The 16,648-nt window shown below is 66.6% G+C and carries 14 protein-coding genes; 10 read left to right on the top strand and 4 right to left on the bottom strand.

Annotated features, from left to right (window positions below):
• The first annotated feature begins 38 nt into the window (after positions 1 to 38).
• From GKO32_RS16370 to GKO32_RS16355, 4 genes are all read left to right on the top strand, one after another.
• Positions 39 to 1,091, top strand: a complete 1,053-nt coding sequence (locus tag GKO32_RS16370; protein ID WP_166459598.1) for a sugar ABC transporter substrate-binding protein — start codon at positions 39 to 41, stop codon at positions 1,089 to 1,091.
• 74 nt (positions 1,092 to 1,165) lie between these two features.
• Entirely contained in the window at positions 1,166 to 1,996 is an 831-nt protein-coding gene (locus tag GKO32_RS16365; protein WP_208024431.1) for an alpha/beta hydrolase, read from the top strand.
• A 34-nt stretch (positions 1,997 to 2,030) separates the two neighbouring features.
• The gene (locus GKO32_RS16360) at positions 2,031 to 3,812 is read left to right on the top strand and encodes an NAD(P)/FAD-dependent oxidoreductase (protein WP_154757732.1); all 1,782 of its coding nucleotides are present in this window, start codon (positions 2,031 to 2,033) and stop codon (positions 3,810 to 3,812) included.
• Positions 3,813 to 3,829: 17 nt separating this feature from the next.
• Positions 3,830 to 4,657 (top strand): mycofactocin-coupled SDR family oxidoreductase, encoded by an 828-nt coding sequence (locus GKO32_RS16355; protein ID WP_154757731.1) that lies wholly within the window; start codon positions 3,830 to 3,832, stop codon positions 4,655 to 4,657.
• A 33-nt stretch (positions 4,658 to 4,690) separates the two neighbouring features.
• Here the strand turns inward: GKO32_RS16355 and GKO32_RS16350 are convergent, their stop codons facing one another.
• From GKO32_RS16350 to GKO32_RS16340, 3 genes are all read right to left on the bottom strand, one after another.
• A complete protein-coding gene (locus GKO32_RS16350) occupies positions 4,691 to 8,200 on the bottom strand; it encodes a DEAD/DEAH box helicase (protein ID WP_246243881.1) in 3,510 nt (1,169 codons plus the stop codon).
• A gap of 81 nt (positions 8,201 to 8,281) precedes the next feature.
• Positions 8,282 to 8,887 (bottom strand): nitroreductase family protein, encoded by a 606-nt coding sequence (locus GKO32_RS16345; protein ID WP_154757730.1) that lies wholly within the window; start codon positions 8,885 to 8,887, stop codon positions 8,282 to 8,284.
• Positions 8,888 to 8,944: 57 nt separating this feature from the next.
• Positions 8,945 to 9,778: an LLM class F420-dependent oxidoreductase gene (locus GKO32_RS16340; RefSeq protein ID WP_154757729.1), complete on the bottom strand. Its 834-nt coding sequence runs from the start codon at positions 9,776 to 9,778 to the stop codon at positions 8,945 to 8,947.
• A 113-nt stretch (positions 9,779 to 9,891) separates the two neighbouring features.
• Here GKO32_RS16340 and GKO32_RS16335 point away from each other — a divergent pair, with 113 nt between their 5' ends.
• Together GKO32_RS16335 and GKO32_RS39125 are read left to right on the top strand one after the other, a co-directional pair.
• On the top strand, positions 9,892 to 10,860 hold the full coding sequence (locus tag GKO32_RS16335; RefSeq protein ID WP_154757728.1) for an AsnC family transcriptional regulator: 969 nt from the start codon (positions 9,892 to 9,894) through the stop codon (positions 10,858 to 10,860).
• 80 nt (positions 10,861 to 10,940) lie between these two features.
• Positions 10,941 to 12,152, top strand: coding sequence for an ATP-binding cassette domain-containing protein (locus tag GKO32_RS39125; protein ID WP_154757727.1), 1,212 nt, complete (start codon positions 10,941 to 10,943; stop codon positions 12,150 to 12,152).
• Positions 12,153 to 12,154: 2 nt separating this feature from the next.
• On the opposite strand, the gene GKO32_RS16325 is transcribed toward GKO32_RS39125, so the two are convergent.
• A complete protein-coding gene (locus GKO32_RS16325; RefSeq protein ID WP_154757726.1) occupies positions 12,155 to 12,850 on the bottom strand; it encodes a TetR/AcrR family transcriptional regulator in 696 nt (231 codons plus the stop codon).
• A 128-nt stretch (positions 12,851 to 12,978) separates the two neighbouring features.
• Between GKO32_RS16325 and GKO32_RS16320 the strand changes: the two genes are divergently transcribed.
• The 4 genes from GKO32_RS16320 to GKO32_RS16305 are packed head-to-tail and all read left to right on the top strand — an operon-like array spanning position 12,979 to position 16,628.
• Positions 12,979 to 13,587, top strand: a complete 609-nt coding sequence (locus GKO32_RS16320; protein WP_166459597.1) for a nuclear transport factor 2 family protein — start codon at positions 12,979 to 12,981, stop codon at positions 13,585 to 13,587.
• 31 nt (positions 13,588 to 13,618) lie between these two features.
• Positions 13,619 to 14,149 carry a flavin reductase family protein gene (locus GKO32_RS16315; protein WP_312868001.1) on the top strand — a complete coding sequence of 177 codons (531 nt, stop codon included), beginning with the start codon at positions 13,619 to 13,621 and terminating at the stop codon, positions 14,147 to 14,149.
• 14 nt (positions 14,150 to 14,163) lie between these two features.
• Positions 14,164 to 15,372 carry an acyl-CoA dehydrogenase family protein gene (locus tag GKO32_RS16310; RefSeq protein WP_154757724.1) on the top strand — a complete coding sequence of 403 codons (1,209 nt, stop codon included), beginning with the start codon at positions 14,164 to 14,166 and terminating at the stop codon, positions 15,370 to 15,372.
• A gap of 50 nt (positions 15,373 to 15,422) precedes the next feature.
• A complete protein-coding gene (locus GKO32_RS16305) occupies positions 15,423 to 16,628 on the top strand; it encodes an acyl-CoA dehydrogenase family protein (protein ID WP_154757723.1) in 1,206 nt (401 codons plus the stop codon).
• Positions 16,629 to 16,648 lie beyond the last annotated feature (20 nt).

Raw genomic sequence — 16,648 nt, 5'->3', positions numbered from 1 at the left:
CGGCCGTAACCGTTCTGGGAGGCTGCGGTTCTTCCCGGGTGGCCGACGGCCCGGCCGCGCACGACCCGGCTACGGATACCGGCGTCGCCGCCGCCAAAGCGCAGATCGCCGCGCAGATGGTGGCGCCGACATCGGTAGGTATCACCAAACCCATCAAGCCGGCCGTCGCCGGAAAGACGGTCGTCTACCTCAAGTGCGCGATCGTCAACTGCAAAATCCACGCCGACGCGCTGGCCGAGTCGTTCAAACCCCTTGGCCTCAACCTGAGGGTCGTGGATTCGGGCCTCACCCCTGAATCCTTCAAAAACGCACTGGCGACCGCGAAAGCGCTTCATCCGGACGGCGTCATATCCGACGCCATTCCCGCCGCGATCGCACAGACGACCATGGACGAGATGGCCGCGGAAGGAATCTCCGTGGTGTCCATCGTCGCCCCCGACCTCAAACTGAGCGATCGGGTGGCGAACGTGATGGGAGTTCCGTACATGATCCGCCAGGGGCAGACGATGGCCAACTGGACCATCGCCGACAGCGGGGGTCACGCCAATGTGCTGTACCTGTCCGACACGACGTTGTCGTTCTCGGCATCGACCACGCAGGGTCTGAAAGAGGCGTACGCCAAGAACTGTCCGGGCTGCACGGTCCACGAACTCGCCACGAATTCCGGCGAGATCGGTACGGTACTGCCGAACAAGATTTCCAGCTATCTGCAAGCGCATCCCGACGTCAAGTATGTGATCGTCCAGTATTCCGCGCTGCTGACCGGGGTGCCCGCCGCGCTCGCCACCGCGGGCATCACCGGGATCAAGACGATCGGCGCCTCGCCGACCCAGATCAACCAGCAGTACATGAAAGCGGGTCAGGAGTCCGCCGGCATCTTCAACAGCAACGCGGCGATGGCCTGGTATGCGACCGATACGGTGGCCCGCCTGATGAGCGGGGAACAGCCACTGCCGGTCGTCGACGACCCGCCGAATCTGCAGCTGATGACCGCATCGCAGGTCACTTGGGAGCCGAAGAATTCCGACTATCCGTGGATTCCCGGATGGGAGCAGATGTTCACGAAGGCATGGGAGGCGAACGGATCATGAGTGACCGTCTCCGGAATCTGTATGAGTCCTTCACTCGCCGTCTCGCGGCCGAACCGGAGATTAGCATCGACGGTATGCGGGACTTGTTCGAACAATGGCACCTGGCGACCGCGGAGCCGGACGGCGTCACCTATCGCGAGGTCACCGACGCGCCCGTACCCGCCACTTGGTGCACCCCGCTCGGCTCGGACACCCGTCGTGCGATCGTCTATACCCACGGCGGCGGTTTCGTGGTCGGTTCGCGGCACAGCCACCGGAAGCTCGCCGGCCATCTCGCGACACGATGTGCGACACCCGTGCTCGTCATCGACTACCGGCGGGCGCCCGAACACCCGTATCCGGCGCAGGTGGACGACACGGTATCGGTAGCGGAATGGCTCACCCGGGCACACGGTTTCGTCCCGGCGCAGATCGCGTTCGCAGGTGACTCCGCGGGCGGAAACATCGCGGTCAGCAGCGCCCTCCGGCTTTCCCGGACAGGCCTGGCACCCGCCGCCGTCGTCGCGATGTCGCCCTGGTTCGACCTGGCGAACAGCGGACCCTCACTGGAGGAAAACGCCCGGCATGACGCGATGGTCAACAGGCCGACGCTCGAAGCCATGACCGGTCTTGTGCTCAACGGGCAATCACCGGAAACCCCTGGCGCGAACCCGTTGGGTGCCGACCTGACCTTGCTGCCCCCGACATTCGTGACGGCGAGTCAGCACGAGACGCTTCGTGACGACGCGACACGTTTCGCCGCGCGGGCCGAAGCCGCCGGACGCGATATCACTCTGCTCATCGAGCCGCACGCGCAGCACGTCTTCCAGATGGCGGCAGGCAGGTCGCCGGCGGCGGATCGCGCGCTCGACCAGATCGGACAGTGGGTACAAGAAAGATTTCTTTCCGGCGCTCGCCGTAATTGAAGCATTCGCGAACCACGAAGAATCGGAGACTTCAATGAGCTCTGTTGAAATCGCACGTTCCTGGCTTGAACGGTTCGCCACGGCGATCGCGCGTCGTGACGCCGATGCGCTCCGGCCGCTGTTCGCCACGGACTCGTATTGGCGGGATCGCCTGGCTTTCACGTGGGATCTGCGGACGCTCCATGGGATCGACCGGATCGCCGACATGATCGGCTCGGTTCTTCCGTCCGTCGACGCCGCCCAGTTCGAACTCGACGATGCGGCCGTTGATCTCGTGAGCAATGGCGACGACGGACAGTGGTTGCAGGCGAGCTTCCGGTTCACGACCTCCGTGGGCCCCTGCCGCGGCATGCTGCGCCTCATCGATGTCGAAACGGCGCCGGTCGCCTGGGTCGTCTACACCTCACTGGAAGGACTGGATACGGCGACGGAACCGATCGGGGAACATCGGCCGATGGGCGCGGAACACGGAGACCGGCGCCCCCTTGACAACTGGGCGGACCGGCGAAGGGCGCAGGTCGAGTTCCGTGCTGCGGACCCCGCCGTGGTCGTGCTCGGTGCGGGGCAAGGAGGCCTGAGCGTGGCGGCCCGGCTCAAGATGCTGGGCGTACCCACGCTGATCGTCGAGCGGAACCCGCGGGTCGGTGACAGCTGGCGGAACCGCTATCACTCCCTTGTCCTGCACGACCCGGTCTACACCAATCACCTGCCCTATCTTCCGTTTCCGGAATCCTGGCCGGTCTTCACGCCCAAGGACAAACTGGCGGATTGGTTCGAGACCTACGTTTCGGTGCTGGAACTCAATGTCTGGACCGGCAGCGAAATAACCCGCGCACAGTTCGACGAGAAGAACGAACGGTGGAGTCTGGATGTGCGTCGCCAGGACGGTTCGGTCCGGACCGTGGCGCCGCGCCATGTCGTTCTCGCGACCGGTGTCAGCGGGCGCCCGAGGGTACCTGAGCATCCCGGTGAGGGCGTGTTTCACGGTGAGATCAAGCATTCGAGCAAGGTGACCGGCAACGAAGACGTTGCGGGCCGGCCGGTCCTGGTCGTCGGTGCGGGCAACAGTGGCCTCGAGATCGCCCATGACATGTGGGAGCGAGGTGCTGAGGTAACGGTCGTTCAGCGTTCGTCGACCCACGTCTCGAACGGGAAGAATCTGGCGGACATCCTTTTCGCCGGTCTGTACGAGGAAGGCGCTCCGCCGACCGAGGAAGCTGATTTCCTCGCCAACTCGCTGCCACTGGAGGTCGCATTCGATCTGCAGGACCGCGTCCTGATGCCGGCCGTCTACGCGCTTGACGCGGATATGCACGCAGGCCTCGAAAAGGCCGGATTCGCCTGGAACCGCACAGGTGTGCACGAACTCTTCCACCGCCGTGGCGGTGGTTACTACATCGATGTCGGCGCATCGCGCCTGATCATCGACGGCCGGATAAAAATCAAGAGCGGTGTCGAGATCGCGGAATTCGACGCGGCGGGTGTGCAGTACACCGACGGAACCCACCAGGCGGCGGATCTGGTCGTCTATGCGACCGGCTACGAAAACATGCGTGAGACGGCACGTGAGCTGTTCGGAGATGGCGTCGCCGACAGGTGCCGACCGGTCTGGGGTCTCGACGGCGAGGGCGAACTCAGTGGCGTCTGGCGACGATCGGGATTCGATGGTCTCTGGTTCATGGGGGGAAACCTCTCGCTCGCGCGAGCCTTCTCTAAGGCACTGGCACTACAGATCCGGGCCATCGAGGACGGTGTCGCACCGCGTCACGAGCGAGACCTGCCACTCGCCGCGGCCGATCAGGTGGCCCTGTCATGACCGGAAAGGAGACCCCCATGACTGGACGACTCGCGGGCAAAGTTGCCTTCATCACCGGTGCGGCCCGGGGACAGGGCCGATCCCATGCCGTCAGATTCGCCGAAGAGGGCGCGGACATCATCGCCGTCGACCTCTGCGAGCAGATCGCGACCGTCGCGGCGCCGATGTCCACAAAGGACGATCTGGACGAGACGGCCGGTCTCGTCGAGAAGGCCGGCGGCCGGATCGCGGCCGTGGTGGCGGACGTTCGTGACCGCGCCGGTCTTGAGGCTGCGCTTGCGCGAGGCGAGAGGCAACTCGGGAGGGGAGTGGACATCGTGGTGGCCAACGCCGGCATCTTCCCGGTCGGCGGACCGGAGCCCGACCCGGATCGGACGTTCGGTGATGTCCTCGCCGTGAACCTCACCGGTGTATGGAACACGATCAGCGCGACGGCGCCCGGCTTGATCGAGCGCGGTCGGGGTGGCTCGATCGTGCTCACCAGCTCCACCCAGGGGCTTGTCGGCCGTGGCGGTGACGGGTCCGCCGCTCTCACCGCCTATGCGGCGAGCAAGCACGGCGTGGTGGGGCTGATGCGCTCGGTCGCGAACTGGCTTGCGCCGCACCAGATCCGGGTCAACAGCGTGCACCCGACCGGCGTGAACACCCCGATGATCGTGAACCCTTTCGTCGCCGGCCATGTGGCGAACCACCCGGAGGCAGTGGCGGCGGTCGCCAACGCGCTCCCCGTGGACATGGTCGAGCCCGTCGACGTCAGCAACGCCATCCTGTACCTCGTCAGCGACGAGGGACGGTATGTCACCGGCGTGACGCTGCCCGTCGATGCCGGGTTGAACGTCCACTGATCCGGTCGCACCGATGCCCGGCGGGTGAGGTGCTCAGATCGGGTCGGTGCGGGGCACCTTCGTCGCGAGGACCTTGAAGTAGGGCAGGGGCGACCACGCCTGATGATCGCCGATCACGTACAGGCGGTGCTTGGCCCGGCTGACCGCGACGTTGAGCAGATTGGGTTTGCTCGCGGCCCACCTGCGGGCGCCCGGCCGATCAGGTGCGCTACCCAGCACCAGGACGACGATGTCGGCCTGCTTGCCCTGGGCGGTGTGCACCGTGCCGGCGACCAGGCCGCGGTACCGCCGGGACCGCGTCTGCACCTGACGGGCGATGTCGCGGAACGGGCCGATCACCATGACGTCGGACATGTCGAAGTCCAGGGTCGCGAGCGTCCGCAGGATCCGGTCGAGTTGGACGCCTTCGCCGGGTATCCAGTGGCCCTGGGCGGCATTGCCGGGCACGTCTATCCACTTGGACACCGGCAGCGTCGGGTAAGTGGCCGCGAACCGCTCGCCGGCCGCCGGTGCGGTGCCGTCGATCATCAGGCCGTCGTAGGCGACCGCGTTGACGATGCCGAACATCGGCTGGTCGCAGCGCCGGTGCACGGTGAGCGGAATCCCGACCCAGGTGGGGGCGTCGTCACCCGGCAGCCAGGTGCCGAGCGAGGTGAGCCGGTCGGCGAGCCGCTGCACGGAGGTGTGGCTGGTCAACCACTGCTCGTCGACATCGAATTCCCGTCGGATGGCCTGTTCCGCGCGGAAGGGGAGGACGGTGATCGGTTCGAGTTGCAGGGGGTCGCCGACGACCACGGCCCGCCGCGTCCGCCACAGCGCACCGGCGGCGTTCTGCGGCGTCGCCTGGCCGGCCTCGTCGATCAGCAGCCAGCCGAGCGCCTCCCGGCCGAGGTGACCGAACAGCCGAGCGTAGGAGGCGAACGTCGTGGACACCACGGGCACCACGAAGAAGAGGCTCTGCCACGCGGCGAGCACTGCCTCGTCGTCGGCGTCGCGGGGCGCCTCGCCGTTGACCACGTCCATGGCGGCCTGGAGGTTCTGGCGCATCTCGGTGGGCAGGTGCCGCAGGAAGGCTTTGTGCAGAGCCAAAGCCGCGAGGAACAGGGCGCTGCGCGCGGTGTTCCACTCGGCGTCGGTCCACAGGGCGGCGAGCTCCCGGCGCTCGCGGTCCTGCCACCAGGCGGTGTCCGGGTAGTGCCGGCCGAGGGCCGCGGCCGCGTCGGCGAGCCGGCCGTCGAGGACGGCGAGTTCTTCTTCCAGCGCCTGGAGTTTCGACGTGGCGTCCGCGTGGGCGTGCACGGTCGAGGTCAGTTCCTCGTCGGCCACCGCGACCGCCCTCCGTGCTGTCACGAGCGGCTCGTGGTAGACGTCCGGCACTGGTATGCCGGCCGTCAGCATGCGCTGCACGGATTCCACCTCATACGCGGCGGCGTCGACATCCCGCTGGGCGGCGTCGATCTCCGTTTGAACGGCCCCCAGTTCCTGATGCGCTTCGGTAAGCTCCTGTTTGGCGGCAGCGACTTGCTTGGCCAGCCACTTGTCCTTTCGGGACCACTTCCTCTTCGCACCGCCCAAGGTGCGGACAATTTCCCCCCATCCCGGCGGGTCGTCCTGGTGGGCTTCGTGCGCCGTCCAGCGATCGGCCGCTTCGCGCTCGTACGACTGGACCTTTCGTTCCGCAGTGGCCCGGCGGCCAGTGCTGAGCCGCTCGATGAGGGCCGTTCGTTCGCGGATGACATCTTCGGCGACGGCCAGGCGATCGCGCGCGGCCTGTTCCGTCTCCGCCTGCCGGGCCAGGGCGATGCGGTCGGCTTCCGCCTTGTGGACGCGTTCGGCGTCGACGGCATCCTCGCGGCGTGCCCGCGCCGCATCGGCCCGCTGCCCGGCTTCGGCGACGGCCTGCCGTTGTCCGGCCACGCCGGCCACAAGGCCGCTTCGGTGGTCGAGCGACTGGTACACGGCGGCTCGCTCGGCCCGCACCTCCTCGACCCGGGCCTCGGCGGTCCTGAACTCCTCGGTGGCGGCCGCCCACGTGCTGTCGGGTGGCGTCTGCTCGTAGGTCTTCAGCACGGACCACATGCCGTGCCAGGCATCGTCGGCGGCCGGGTCGATCGGTTTGTGGTACCAGAAGTTGTCGACGAACCGACTGCGGTTCGCCTTGTTGCCCAGCCTGGCCGCGACCAACGCCCAGCCATGGGGATCCTCGGCGGCAGGCGTTTTTCCCGGCTCGGCCTTCGGCCCCGGCGCGAGCAGCGCGGTGGCGATGTCCGTGAAGTAGTCCACCTCGGCAGCGTGTTCCTGCCACGACTCGTCGATAGCGTCTGCCGCCGGGATTTCGTCGGTGACGTTCTGCACGGCGCCGTTGTTCGTCGACGCCAGAACGATCTCGAATCCGGTCAAATTGGGATTCCACGGATGGATCACTCGTTTGCGTTCGCCGGTGCGCCAGCTCAACCGTTGGCCGGTGAAGGCCCCACTCGGCTCCGGCAGGGCGGCGAGCCGCTGTGCCCTGGTCACGACCAGGTCCGCGATGAGGTCGCGGAGCATGGTGGTCTTGCCCGTCCCCGGCGGCCCGTTGACGCCGATGAGACCGGTCGTGTCCAGCAGGCCGGACGCGGTGATGACGGCCAATTGCTGGTTCAGTGCCAGTGCGTGCGCCGGGTTGCTCGGCCAACGGCCGCTCGGAACTGCGCGCGGTGCGGTTCCGGCCAGCACGTGGTCCAACCGATCTCGCACATCCACCCGGCGGCCGGTGGGAATCTCAGTGGCGGGCCGCAGGTAGTCACGCAGTGCGGCACCGATGTCGTCCTTCGCCGTCTGCTCCGCGACCAGGGCAAGGTCACTCATGATGAAGCTGTTGAGGAAGTCGTGACCGCCGGGGCTGTCCGCGTTGCGGCGGGCCACGATCTGGCTCTGGATCCGGATGTCCGTCACGGAGAGCGCAGCGGAGGTCCCCGCCGCGCCGACGGCGATCTCCAGGCACCGCATGAGGTCGGCGAAGTCCAGAACCCGGGGAACGTACTGCGGCGGCGTGTCCTCGTCCCCGGGGAACACTTCGTCGGTGACGAAGTCCCGCCACTCGGCGCTGAAGTCGAGTTCGGCATCCTGCAGCAGCGCCAGCCAGTCCGGTCCACAGCCCTGAGACCGGTGCACCTCGCCGGTGGCCCAGGCGCAGCTCGACAACACCTCCGAGTTGAGCAACGCCCGGCCGTCCTCGCCGACCAGGAATGCGGCGATCGCGCTGTCCCCTCCCGGACGTTCGTCATAACTGTCCTGGTCCGGTTCGAAGACCTGCGAGAGCACGTCGAACACGTCAGCGCGGCGGTAGATACCGAGGTAGACGGTGTGCCGCCAGGCTTGATCCCGATCGATCCGCCACCCGGCGAGGTCGTGGTCCGGCTCCCACGGCAGCGGCTGCCCCGGCCGTGCCATGAACATCTGCCGTTCCCGATCGGGCGGGTCGACCTTCTGGGGACCGAACATCTCCACCGTCCGCCAGAACTCGACCACCTGCGCCCGCGTGACGTTCGCCCCCAGTCCCAACCCTGCTCCGATCGTCGACACTCCCGACGGCGGCGCCCAGCGTAGCGCTCCCGGGCCGCAACGCGGCGGCAAACCCGGCGTTCACCAAGTATCGAAGTGCATGACGTCCGCGATCGGCTTCCGTTTGACGGGACGGAATGGACGGGTTGGCCAGCCCACCGCCACGGTCATCCCGATGGTCTTGTGGTCTGGCACCTTGAGCATTGCCCGGACGCCTCTGGTGTTGAGGTGATGCAGGCCGGTCGGGGCGACCCCCAAGCCGAGTGCCCTTCCGGCCACGAGCATGTTTTGCGTGGCCCCGTAAATGGCGGAGAACTGGTAGCGGTCCTCTCTCGGGTCGCCAGGAACAAACGATGACCCACATACGAAGATGAGGATCGGAGCCTCCCGGAGCGTGGACATCAGGTGATAGGCACCCTCTCCCATACGACGTTTCACCGGGTCCGCAGCACCGGCCAGCCTCCCGCGGATGGCGTCGAGCGCGGAGATGTCGGGAACAATGGTCTCGTGCAGACGTGCACGCTGTTCCGGTGACTTGACCACAATGAAGTCCCAGAGTTGAGAGTTCTCCGGACTCGGTGCCCTGGTGCCGGCCCAGATCAGTTTCTCGACCAGTTCATCCGGTACTGGCTTGTCGGATAACCACCGCATGGTCATGGCCGACTCCATCGCCTCAAACACATCCATGCGCTACCTCCACGATTTCGCCTTTCATTTCCGCGTCGTCTTCTGGCGCGAGGGTGGCTAGCCGATCTCGGAAAGGGCGGACGCGAGAGGCTCGAGTACCGCCGGGTCGAGCGGTGGCTTCAGGGGGATGATGGCGAGGTCCAGTCCTTCCTCTCCCAGCGCGGCAGCCGATGCGGCGGTGGCTCCCGCGTCTCCGTCGTAGAGCACGGGGCTGGACAAGAGAATCTCGCTCGGATCTCGACCCAGGTCGGTGCAGTGGGCATGGAGGACGTCCCTTTTCCGGGCGAATTCCGGTGGGGTCCCGCCGAGGAAACTCCAATGCTGAGCGAAACGCGCCGCCGTGCGGAGAGTGCGCTTCTCTCCGTTGCCCCCGATGCAGATCGGCGGGTGGGGACGCTGGACGCCTTTGGGTTCATTGCGGGCGTCCGAAAGTTGGTAGTACTTGCCCGAGAAGGTGGTCGCCTCCTGGGTCAGGAGGCTGGTGAGCACCTCGCAGGCCTCCTCGAACCGGTCGCTGCGCTCCGCGGGCGTACCGAGCGCAATGCCGTAGGCGGCCGATTCCTCTTCGTTCCACCCTGCCCCGATGCCCAGCTCCAGCCGGCCTCCGGAAATGATGTCGAGCGCCGACGCCATGTTGGCGAGCACGGCGGGATGCCGGTGATGGATCCCCGTCGCGAGGGTTCCGAATCGCAGCCGCTTGGTCGCCTGAGCCAGGGCGGTCGTGACCGTCCAACCTTCCAGACACGGCCCTCGGCTGTCGGAGAAAATGGGATAGAAGTGGTCGAAGGTCCATCCTGATTCGAACACCTCGATGTCGTCAGCCACCTGCCAGACGGCCAGTATCTCGGCCCAGGTGGTGTTCTGCGGGGCGGTCCTGAAGGCGAATCGCATGCCTTGCCGCGTCCTCTCTTCGTGGGTTGAAGGTCCGAATTTCGACCTAGCTGGGTCGAACTTCGGACTTACGCAGAGTACTCTGCACGGGGGGAAAGTCAAAGGAGGTTCATGTGCGCGAGCTCGACGCGCTGGATAAGAAGATCTTCGGACTGCTGGCCGGGAACGGGCGCATGTCCAATCTCGACGTCGCCGCCAAGGTCGGGGTGTCGGAGAAGACCGTGCGCCAGCGGATCCGCCGATTGATCGAGCGCGACGGGATGCGGGTCGTGGCCACCCTGGACCGCCAAACGCCGCCGTCACGGCTCATTGTCCTGGTGCGGGTCCGCTCCGGTCAGCGGTTCGTCGTCGCCGACCGGCTGGCGTCCCTGCCCGAGGTGGACGAGGTCCACCTGACCACAGGGGCCTACGAACTGATCGTGCGCGCGTCGTTCGAGTCCGACAGCGACGCTCTCGAGTTCTACGTCCGCCATGTCGAACAAGGACCGGGGATCGAGGAGTCACTCTCGACGCATGTCGTCGAGACGATCACCAGCGGCACCGCTGCCCGGCCGGACCATTTCGAGCAGTTCGACAAGCAAGCCTCGAAAGTCGGCTCCCTGTCCGAACTGCTCGACCTCGCCTGCGAGGTGGCCACTGCGTCGCTGGGGGCCGACCGAGTCCACGTGGCCACCGGGAACGTCTGGCCCGCCGACCCGGCTTCCCGGTGGCCGGCCACGATGCGCTGGCGGGGTCTCTCGTCCCGTTATGTCGAGGAAATCCGCATCAAAGGTCAGGCCGAGGGGGTCGTCCTCCCTAATATCGTCAAACACAATCAACACGTCTTCGTGGCCGACGCCCAAACCGATCCACTCTTCCAATCCGTGACCGATCTCGTTTTCTCCGAAGGTTTCCGCAGCTGGATGGGTATGCCAGTGTGCAACGGCGACACCAGGCGCGGCACCTTTTGCCTGTACTGGAACACCGTCATCACCTACCGGGAAGACCTGGTCCGCCAAGCCCAGGAACTGGCCGACACGCTCGGCAAACACCTTGTGCGCTACTCACCCGGATCATCGGACGCCTCGTCCACTCCCGGTTGAGACCACTCCTGTTGGGGCAATGAAGGGTTTAGCGCCAATGGCATCGGGTGTTCCGCGGGATCCGAGGCCCGTAATCTCATGTGGTCGTTGTCGACCTTGCCGTCTTCGCCGTCGTCGCATTTCGTCAAGTAATCTTGAATGCTCGTGCGCTGAGCATCCGCTATCGATTGAATGACGATGTATACCAGTGGATTCGCGCCTTGCCGAAGGTGCGTACCGCCGCGGCTGAACCGTTCGTGTTCGATCGCTGGTTGACGCGGACTGGCCAGGTGCAATCGCCCCGCAGCCGGTCCGACCGGATTCAGGGCGTCGTGAGCGCCTTCGGGACGGCCGCCGTGACCGCCTCGGTTTTGCTTGCCTACTACCTGCTTTCCGGCCCGATACGAGGTGATCTCGATGACGCGGAGGTGGTCAGCTGGGTCGCTGCCTACACGGGCCTCCTCGCCGCGGTCCTGCAGCTGGGCGGCCTGTCCGAGAACATCGGCATCATGGTTTCCGTCAAAAGGAGACTGAATCCCCTACTGGAGTCGAAAACCGAGGACTACGCACAGGGCGCCCCGCTACCGCCCCGTGGTGACATCTGCTTCGATCGCGCCTCCTTCAGCTACGGGGTGGATGATGTTCCCGCCGTGCAAGACATCAGTTTTCGGGTAAGCCCCGGCGAATTCGTCGCGATGGTGGGCCCATCGGGATACGGGAAGTCGACACTGCTCCGGCTGTTGCCGGGTTTCGAATCTCCGGCCAGTGGCAGCATAACGGTGGGTGGACAGGAATTGGCGGACATCAATATGCCGGGGTTGCGCCGCCAGTGCGGAGTCGTGTTACAGGATGCGTTGCCGTTCGCCGGCACGATCTTCGACAACATTCAGGGCAGCGGCCACCTGACCTGGTCGCAGGCATGGGCTGCCGCGCGAGCTGCGGGGCTGGAGGAGGACATCCGGCGGATGCCGATGGGGATGTCGACCGTTCTGCTGGACGGAGGCGCAGGACTCTCCGGTGGCCAGCGACAACGGCGGATGCTCGCCCAGGCTCTGGCCAAGCAGCCGGCCATCGTCGTGCTCGACGAAGCGACCAGCGCCCTCGACAATCGGACGCAGGAGCGCGTGAGCGCGAGTATCGGCGCCTTGCACGTCACCAGGATCGTTGTGGCGCACCGATTGTCGACGGTGATGACCGCGGACCGGGTGCTTGTCATGAGAGATGGCCGAATCATCGAAGAAGGGTCGCCGGACTCCCTCATCCAAGCCGAGCACGGCGAATTCCGGGATCTGGTGCGCCACCAGTTGGGTTAGCGTCACTTCGAGGCTGAGGTCAAGCCTGCCAGTGCGTTCTGGATTTCCGCCTCGAGGAGCAGTTGCGGATCGAATCCCATGGAGGCGAAGGAGCCGGACAGCTCCAGTGAGACGATCCCGTGCAGCCGTGTCCAGGTGAACACGGCGGCCCGCAGGATGTGCGAAGGAGCACGGGTGCCGGTGCGGCTGCGGATCCAGTCGTGCAGCTGCCGGTCCAGTCGTTCGTTCGGGAGTGTCTCCAGGTTGGTCGCCCAGAGCTCGCCGAGTGCTGCGATCAGGACCTCCATCCCGCGACTGGCCGCTGCCGCGACGCGGCTCGCGTTGCCTTCACCGGCGACCCGATCGCCGAACATCAGCGCGTAGCGCTTCGGGTGTGCGAGTGCCCAGCCTCGGTAGGCGTCGACGACCGCACGCACTCGTTGCGGGGGTGCGAGCTCGGCCGAGTCGGCGGCCCGTCGTTCGAGTGCCCCCGCGAGCTGGACGTGGGCGACGACCTGTAGCTCGTCCAGCAGCGCGTCGCGGGAGGCGAAGTAGCGGTACAGACCAGGTGTCGAAATGCCGGTCGACTTCGCGATGGATGCGAGCGTCAACGCGTCGGCACCCTCGGCGTCGAGGACCGCTATGGCGTGCTCGGTGATCTCCTCGAGGGTCTGCGCCCGCAGGCGGTCCCGGCGTGTTGGTGCTGGCAGGCCGTCCACGACCGCGAGCCTACCGGATCACCTCATCGCCTTGCGACGGATCGTCACTTGAGTTAATGTCATTCGCAGAGTTAATCGGATTAACTCTCTTGATCTCGCGCGACGAGGTGAAAAGGAAGAGATCGGCAATGGCGGACCAGCAGGCGGAAGTTCGTGCCCATGACGTCGTCGCGGTGACCGGGCTCATCGGGCGGGAGCGGCAGGCGCGCGACCGGCGGTGGTGGAGCGAAATGGGGAAGTGCTTCCATCCCGATTCGATCGTCGAGCTCAGCTGGTTCACCGGCTCCGGCGCGGAGTTCGTCGCCTCCTCCGAGGTCGCCGCCCGCGGACCGGTCTCACCCGTGCACCACATCGGTCTGCCGGTCGTGCGGTTCCGCGGCGATCGAGCGGTCGCGGAGGTCCCGGCGACGATCACCTCGCTCGACTCGATCAACGGGGTGCCGGTCGACCTGACCTCGAATATCCGCATCCTCTATCGACTGCAGGCCCACGATTCCGGGTGGCTCATCCACGGTCTGCACGCGATCTACGAGCGCGACACGGTGGCCCCGGTCGAGGTCGGCGCCGTACTCGACCTCCGTGAGGAAAACCTCGGGCGGTTCCGCCGGCCGTACCGCTACCTGGCATTCCTCATGAGCTTGCGCGGCATCACCGTCGGTGAGGGTCTTTACGGCGACGACCAGCCGGACCGCGTCGAGGCGCTCTACACGGCCGCGTTCGAGTGGCTGCGCGGATGAAGGATCAGCAAACCTCAGGAGGTCGGTCCCAGTGGTGAACGCAACGCGGTTCCGCGACATCATGGCGTCGACGCCGGCGCCGGTCACGATTGTCACGACCGTATCGGACGCCGGTCCCGCAGGTGCGACGGTGAGCGCCTTCATGTCGATCTCGCTCGAGCCGACGCTCGTGGCGGTGTCGCTCCGATCCGGATCGCGGCTGCTCGATCGGATCGAAGGCAACGGCAGCTACGGCGTCAACCTGCTGGCCGAGGCGCAAAGCGAGCTCGCCCTGGCCTTCGCGCGACCGGGCCCCGATCGGTTCGACGGCGTGCCGTGGCTGCTCGATCATGGCTTGCCGCGCCTGGAGGAGAGCTCCGCGTGGCTGGCCTGTGAGCTCGACTCCGCCGTCGAAGCCGGTGATCACAAGATCCTCGTCGGCCGCGTGCGTTCCGGGATCTCCGGCGCACGGCCGCCGTTGGTCTACAGCCACCGGCTGTTCGGGACGAACTCGTCGATGAGGCTGCGGGAGTACACGTCCATCGAGGCGCGGACCGCCGCGCTGGCCCGCATCGCCATCTGAACGGAGGTCTCTCAATGGTCCACGCAATAGCGAAGCCGGCCGATCGTCCGACGGACGACGAGCTCGTCCGGCGGGTGCACGGCATCGGCGAGATCATCCGCGCGAACGCGGCGGAGGCGGAACGGACCCGGCGAATACCCGAGGAGTCGATCCGCGCCCTCACCGACGCCGGGCTGTTCCGGCTCGGCACCCCGCGTCGCTACGGAGGATACGAGACCTCGGCGAAGACCATGCTCGACGTGTCGTCGGCCGTCGCGGAATACGACGGCTCGACCGCGTGGGTGGTGACGCTGATCAACGTGGCCTGCTGGAGTGCCGGCCTCTTTTCCACCCGGGCGCAGGACGAGGTGTGGGGCACGAATCCCGACGCGAAGGTGACCGGTGTGCTGGGGTCTCCGACCGCCGAGGCCCGGCCGGCCCAGGGCGGGATCCGGGTCAGCGGCAAGTGGTACTACAACTCGGGTGCGCTGCACTCGGAGTGGAGTCTGCTCGGGGCACCGCGCATCGACGAGGACGGAACGGTCATCGGGCACAACATCTTCATCGTGCCCGCGAGCGAGATCGAGATCGAGGACACCTGGTTCGTCGCCGGCATGCGGGGGACCGGCAGCAATGCGGTCATCGCCCAGGACCTGTTCGTTCCCGGACACCGGGTCATCGCCACGATCGCCGCGGCCGAAGGCCGGCACGAGAACGAGCTCGTCGCGGACGAGCCGTTGTACCGTTCGGCCTGGAACCCGTTGCTGGTGCTCGTGCTTGTCGGGCCGCAGCTGGGGCTGGCCCGCGATGCGCTGCGCCGGGTCACCGCGCAGGCGGCCACGCGGGCGATTTCGTTGACCACCTACGCGGCCGAGCGGGACTCGGCGGTCTTCCAGACGCAGATCGCCCGCGCGTCGTTGCTGATCGACTCGGCGCACCTGCACGCCTATCGCTCGGCGGCGGACATCGACGGTGCGGCCGTGGCGGGGACCTACCCGGACCCGGTGGCGCGCAGTCGTGTGCGGGCCGAATGCGGATGGGTCGTCGAGCTCGTCCGCGATGCGATCACGCACCTGATCGACGCCTACGGCGCGGGGAGTTACGCCGACCGGAACCCGCTCCAGCGGATCTGGCGGGATTCCAGCGTTGCCGCGCACCACGCGCTGCTGACCCCGGCTGTCGGCTACGAGGTCTACGGAAAACAGCTGCTCGGAGTCGACGAGCAGGTCGTCCCATTCATCTGAGCCATCTTCCTGTTCTGCAATGCCCAATGCGAAAGATGAGGTATCGATCAATGACCAGTGTGGTAGCGCGACGAAACGCCGGCAGCGAGATTCCGGCCCCGGACGAGATCCTCGCCCGTGTTCGCGAGCTGCAACCGTTGCTGGCCCGCAATTCCGCGCAAGGTGAGGCGGATCGGCGCGTGGTCGAGGCGAGCATCACCGCGCTGACGGACGCCGGGGTCTTCAAGATCGCGCAGCCGAAGCGATACGGCGGGTACGAGACGTCGATACGCACGTTGCTGGACGTATCGGCCGCGGTGGGGGAGAGCGACGGCGGGACCGCGTGGGCGGTGACACTGCTCAACGTCTGCGCCTGGATGGTCGGGTTGTTCCCCGAGCAGGCACAGCACGACGTGTGGGGCGAGAATCCCGGCGCGAAGGTCTCCGGCGTGCTGGCTCCCACGTCGACTTCGGTCAGGGTCGACGGCGGGTACCGGGTCACCGGGCGCTGGTACTACAACTCCGGCTCCTGGCACGCCGACTGGGCGGGCCTCGGCATCATGGTCGAGACGGACACGGACGAGCGCGAGCAGGCCGTGGCGCTCATCCCGCGCACCGATCTGGAACTGGAAGACACCTGGTTCGTCGCCGGGATGAAGGCGTCGGGCTCGAACTGCTTGGTCGCCACCGATGTGTTCGTCCCCGACCACCGGATCCTGCGGGTGCAGGCGGCGATCGAGGGCCGCTATGCGACCGAGCACACCGATGAAGCGCTCTACCGCGCGGCGTATATGCCGGTCATGGCGCTGGTGCTGGCCGGCCCGCAGCTCGGCCTCGGCCGCGCGGCGCTGCGGATCGTCACCGAGAAGGCCGCGACGAAAAAGGTCTCCTACACCAGCTACGCCACGCAGGCCGAGTCCGTGTCCTTCCAGCTGCAGCTGGCCGAGGCGGCCCTGCTCATCGATTCGGCACACCTGCACGCTCACCGCGCCTGCGACGACGTGGATAACGCCGCCCGCAACGGCAGCTACCCGGACCCGCTGATCCGGGCACGGGTGCGCGCCGACACCGGCCTGGTGCTCAAGAACATCACGCACGCAATCGATGTCCTGCTCTCCGCCCACGGTGCCGCCAGCTTCGCCGACGCCAATCCGCTACAGCGGATCTGGCGTGACTCCGCTGTCGCGGCGCGGCACGGCATCGTCGTGCCCCAGGTCAACTTCGAGATCTACGGGAAGGCCTTGCTCAACCGCGACGACCAGATCGCGAAAGTCTGACCCGGACTGCCGGGTCTGGG

It is taken from the genome of Amycolatopsis pithecellobii, from assembly GCF_009707865.1.
Classification (GTDB): Bacteria; Actinomycetota; Actinomycetes; order Mycobacteriales; family Pseudonocardiaceae; genus Amycolatopsis_E; species Amycolatopsis_E pithecellobii.
Note: the sequence above shows the minus strand (reverse complement) of the source record. Positions and strands in the feature narration are given on the sequence as shown.

Coding starts and splice junctions, on each gene's coding strand:
- GKO32_RS16360 (WP_154757732.1), top strand. CDS start 2,031: ATGAGCTCTGTTGAAATCGCACGTTCCTGGCTTGAACGGTTCGCCACG.
- GKO32_RS16340 (WP_154757729.1), bottom strand. CDS start 9,778: ATGCGATTCGCCTTCAGGACCGCCCCGCAGAACACCACCTGGGCCGAG.
- GKO32_RS16345 (WP_154757730.1), bottom strand. CDS start 8,887: ATGGATGTGTTTGAGGCGATGGAGTCGGCCATGACCATGCGGTGGTTA.
- GKO32_RS16320 (WP_166459597.1), top strand. CDS start 12,979: ATGGCGGACCAGCAGGCGGAAGTTCGTGCCCATGACGTCGTCGCGGTG.
- GKO32_RS16355 (WP_154757731.1), top strand. CDS start 3,830: ATGACTGGACGACTCGCGGGCAAAGTTGCCTTCATCACCGGTGCGGCC.
- GKO32_RS16310 (WP_154757724.1), top strand. CDS start 14,164: ATGGTCCACGCAATAGCGAAGCCGGCCGATCGTCCGACGGACGACGAG.
- GKO32_RS16365 (WP_208024431.1), top strand. CDS start 1,166: ATGCGGGACTTGTTCGAACAATGGCACCTGGCGACCGCGGAGCCGGAC.
- GKO32_RS16305 (WP_154757723.1), top strand. CDS start 15,423: ATGACCAGTGTGGTAGCGCGACGAAACGCCGGCAGCGAGATTCCGGCC.